The sequence below is a fragment of the Citrobacter sp. genome (assembly GCF_050252275.1).
Taxonomy (GTDB): domain Bacteria; phylum Pseudomonadota; class Gammaproteobacteria; order Enterobacterales; family Enterobacteriaceae; genus Citrobacter_A; species Citrobacter_A amalonaticus.
The window spans coordinates 1-3,966 of record NZ_JBFWLF010000364.1 but is presented as its reverse complement, the minus strand read 5'-3'; the positions used below and the strand labels follow the sequence as shown (position 1 = coordinate 3,966).

The following is a 3,966-nucleotide window of genomic DNA, read 5'->3' as shown; positions in this document are numbered from 1 at the left end:
GATAAACGCACAGGTTTTACCTTCGCGCTGCGCCGCGGCAATCACCTGCAGCGTCAGTGTGGTTTTACCGGATGATTCCGGCCCGTAGATTTCGACGATACGGCCCAACGGCAGGCCGCCTGCGCCCAGCGCGATATCCAGTGAAAGCGAACCTGTGGAGATCGTTTCCACATCCATAGAACGGTCTTCACCCAGGCGCATGATGGAGCCTTTACCGAATTGCTTTTCGATCTGGCCCAGCGCTGCCGCCAACGCTTTCTGTTTGTTTTCGTCGATAGCCATTAATTACTCCTGTCATGCCGGCTGAAACCGGATAGTGATTCTGTACTGTTGTCGCAATTATACTGTATAGTCATACAGTATCAAGTATTTTGTAGAAATTGTTGCCACAGGGTTTGCAGCGCATAAACCGTGGCTTGCCGACGCACCGCCTCACGGTCGCCGTGAAAGCATTCCCGGCGGGTAATCCCTTCTCCGCGCGCGCTGGCGAAGGCAAACCAGACGGTGCCGACCGGTTTCTCTTCGCTGCCGCCATCCGGCCCGGCGATCCCGCTGATGGAAACCGCAAAATCGGCACGTGCCGCTTTCAGTGCGCCAATCGCCATCTCAACCACTACCGGTTCACTGACCGCGCCATGCTGCGCCAGCGTCTCTTCCCGCACGCCGATCATCTGCGATTTTGCTTCATTACTGTAGGTGACAAAACCGCGCTCAAACCAGGCGGAGCTGCCAGCAATATCGGTAATGGCTTTCGCCACCCAACCGCCGGTGCAGGACTCTGCGGTGGTCACCGTCACACCACGCGCTTTTAGCGCCAGCCCGACCTGTTCACTTAACTGCATCAGTTCACTGTCAGTCATATCAGCCTCTGTCAGTTAAAAAATATGCCGGACAAGATAACACTTTCCCAACGGAGATGGGGATGAGGTGACAATTTTACGAGGGGGATTCCGAAAAAACGAGTGAGGCCCAGGGAAGCCGAAGCAACCCTGGGTAAAAACCATTATTGCACGCGCGCCAGCGCCACTGCCTGACCTAACTGCCACACCGCCATCGCGTAATGGGTGCTGTGGTTGTAGCGGGTAATGGCATAGAAGTTCGGCAAACCGTACCAGTACTGGTAGCCGGTACCAATATCCAGGCGCAGCAGGCTCACCTGCTGATGGTTGCCCAGCGGTTGTTGCGGCGTGAGTCCGGCGGCCGCCAGTTGAGAAAGGCTGTACTGCGTTTTAAAGCCATTCGCCAGTCCCGGCGCCTGACCGTTCGCCATCACCGCCACCGCGTCGCCCTTCACCCAACCGTGCGCTTTGAAGTAATTCGCCACGCTACCGATTGCATCGACCGGATCCCACAGGTTGATGTGGCCGTCGCCGTTGAAATCTACCGCGTACTCTTTATAGGACGACGGCATGAACTGTCCGTAACCCATCGCGCCAGCAAAGGATCCTTTCAAATCTAACGGGTCATCCTGTTCGTTACGCGCCATCAGCAGGAACGTCTCCAGCTCGCCGGAGAAGTACTCCGCACGACGTGGGTAGTTAAACGACAGCGTCGCCAGCGCGTCCAGAATGCGCGTTTTTCCCATCACACGGCCCCAGCGGGTTTCCACGCCAATAATGCCCACGATGATCTCCGGCGGAACGCCGTAAACCTGCCAGGCACGGTTGAGCGCATCTTCATACTGATTCCAGAATGCCACGCCGTTTTGCACGTTATCCGGGGTAATGAACTGTTTGCGATAGCGTAGCCATGCGCCGTTAGGTCCGGCCGGCGGCTGCGTGGTCGGCGCCTGCCTGTCCATCAGACGCAAAACGTAATCCAGGCGCTTCGCCTGTGACAGGATCTCCTGCAACTGCTGACGATTAAAACCATGCTTGTTCACCATCTTATCGATGAACTGCTGCGCATTTGGGTTATTGGCAAAGTCGCCGCCCATTTGCATAACGTTGTGCTGGGGCTCAAGCAGGAAGCCGCCGGAAGGCGTGCCCGTTGTCGTTTGAGGCTCTTGAGGTTTCGGTTTGCTACTACAGGCAGCAAGTAACACAAACAGGGGAAGTAATGCTACATAACGACGCTTGAACATGAGACATCCATTAAACAGATTCAGCCAGAGAGAAGTATGGTAAAGCATCCCCCGCCATACAAGGAAGCGCCTGACGCGCTCCGTCACACAATTTACGTATCACTTCCCCTCGTTAGATCGTCAGTACATTCTTTCCTTTCCACAAAAACTTTCAACTTAAAATATTTTACTTTCATTTTGAGATCAAAATAACACTTTTATTTCTTTCAATCTGATTAAAATAAGTCACCCATTCGCAAGATAACTAAAAATCCCTACAGGAGAGAACAATGATCGAAACCATTACACATGGAGCAGAGTGGTTCATCGGGCTGTTCCAGAAAGGTGGAGAGGTGTTTACCGGGATGGTCACCGGTATTCTTCCACTGCTGATCAGCCTGCTGGTCATCATGAATGCGCTGATCAACTTTATCGGCCAGCAGCGAATCGAACGCTTCGCCCAGCGCTGCGCCGGGAATCCGTTGTCCCGCTACCTGATTTTGCCTTTTATTGGCACGTTTGTGTTTTGTAACCCCATGACCCTGAGTCTGGGCCGCTTCATGCCAGAGAAATACAAGCCCAGCTATTACGCAGCCGCCTCTTACAGCTGTCACTCAATGAACGGCCTGTTCCCGCATATCAACCCTGGCGAACTGTTCGTTTACCTCGGCATTGCCAGCGGCCTGACCACGTTAGGTCTCCCGCTCGGGCCACTGGCCGTGAGCTATCTGCTGGTCGGAGTGGTCACCAACTTCTTTCGTGGCTGGGTCACGGACCTCACAACCTCCATCTTTGAGAAAAAGATGGGTATCCAACTTGAGCAGAAAGTCCACCTTGCAGGAGCAGCATCATGACGCGTATTCGAATTGAACGAGGAACTGGCGGCTGGGGTGGCCCGTTAGAGCTGGACGTGACCGCCAGAAAGAAAATTGTCTATATCACCGCAGGCACTCGCCCGGCGATTGTCGACAAACTGGCGCAGTTAACCGGCTGGCAGGCTGTCGATGGTTTTAAAGAGGGAGAACCGCCTGAAGACGAAATTGGCGTTGCCATCATTGACTGTGGCGGGACGCTGCGTTGTGGCATCTATCCTAAACGCCGTATTCCGACCGTGAACATTCACTCAACCGGGAAATCCGGCCCGCTGGCCCAGTATATTGTTGAAGACATTTATGTCTCTGGCGTCAGGGAAGACAACATCACCGTCATCAGCGACGCGTCTGCTGCACCGCAGCCGCAATCACAACCGGCAAGCGCTACCGCCGGGCGTGATTACGACAGCAGCAAAAAAATCACCGAACAGAGCGATGGCCTGTTAGCAAAAGTCGGCATGGGGATGGGGTCGGCGGTGGCCGTGCTGTTCCAGTCCGGTCGCGACACCATCGATACGGTTCTGAAAACCATTCTGCCGTTCATGGCATTCGTCTCGGCACTGATCGGCATCATCATGGCCTCGGGTCTGGGTGACTGGATCGCCCATGGCCTGGCGCCGCTTGCCAGCCATCCGTTGGGTCTGGTGACGCTGGCGCTGATCTGTTCGTTCCCGCTGCTGTCGCCGTTCCTCGGCCCAGGTGCGGTCATTGCGCAGGTTATCGGCGTTCTGATCGGCGTGCAAATTGGCCTGGGCAACATCCCGCCGCATCTGGCGCTGCCCGCCCTGTTTGCCATTAACGCCCAGGCAGCCTGTGACTTTATTCCGGTCGGTCTGTCGCTGGCAGAAGCCCGCCAGGACACCGTTCGCGTCGGCGTGCCGTCGGTACTGGTGAGCCGCTTCCTGACGGGGGCACCCACCGTTCTCATCGCCTGGTGTGATTCCGGCTTTATTTATCAATAAGAGGTGTCGACATGACCGTTATTTATCAGACCACCATCACCCGTATCGGCCAGAGCGCACCGGATGCGCT

The 3,966-nt window shown here is 55.4% G+C and carries 4 protein-coding genes and 1 pseudogene; 2 read left to right on the top strand and 3 right to left on the bottom strand.

What is annotated here, in order from left to right; all coding sequences use genetic code 11:
• From recA to mltB, 3 genes and pseudogenes are all read right to left on the bottom strand, one after another.
• A pseudogene (gene recA, locus AB7E14_RS21560) lies at positions 1-282 on the bottom strand (recombinase RecA); the annotation flags it as partial.
• Positions 283-362: 80 nt separating this feature from the next.
• Positions 363-860, bottom strand: coding sequence for a nicotinamide-nucleotide amidase (gene pncC, locus AB7E14_RS21555; RefSeq protein ID WP_316962830.1), 498 nt, complete (start codon positions 858-860; stop codon positions 363-365).
• A gap of 143 nt (positions 861-1,003) precedes the next feature.
• Complete coding sequence (gene mltB, locus AB7E14_RS21550; RefSeq protein ID WP_042999611.1) at positions 1,004-2,083, bottom strand: lytic murein transglycosylase B; 1,080 nt, start codon at positions 2,081-2,083, stop codon at positions 1,004-1,006.
• Between the two features lie 269 nt (positions 2,084-2,352).
• Between mltB and srlA the strand changes: the two genes are divergently transcribed.
• Both srlA and srlE read left to right on the top strand, forming a co-directional pair.
• The gene (gene srlA / locus AB7E14_RS21545) at positions 2,353-2,916 is read left to right on the top strand and encodes a PTS glucitol/sorbitol transporter subunit IIC (protein ID WP_044266606.1); all 564 of its coding nucleotides are present in this window, start codon (positions 2,353-2,355) and stop codon (positions 2,914-2,916) included.
• A complete protein-coding gene (gene srlE / locus AB7E14_RS21540) occupies positions 2,913-3,896 on the top strand; it encodes a PTS glucitol/sorbitol transporter subunit IIB (RefSeq protein WP_428169936.1) in 984 nt (327 codons plus the stop codon). The genes srlA and srlE overlap by 4 nt, the downstream gene beginning before the upstream one ends.
• Positions 3,897-3,966 lie beyond the last annotated feature (70 nt).

What these genes read in the sequence shown, in the direction of transcription:
- srlA (WP_044266606.1), top strand. Translation starts at nt 2,353, where the DNA reads ATGATCGAAACCATTACACATGGAGCAGAGTGGTTCATCGGGCTGTTC.
- pncC (WP_316962830.1), bottom strand. Translation starts at nt 860, where the DNA reads ATGACTGACAGTGAACTGATGCAGTTAAGTGAACAGGTCGGGCTGGCG.
- srlE (WP_428169936.1), top strand. Translation starts at nt 2,913, where the DNA reads ATGACGCGTATTCGAATTGAACGAGGAACTGGCGGCTGGGGTGGCCCG.
- mltB (WP_042999611.1), bottom strand. Translation starts at nt 2,083, where the DNA reads ATGTTCAAGCGTCGTTATGTAGCATTACTTCCCCTGTTTGTGTTACTT.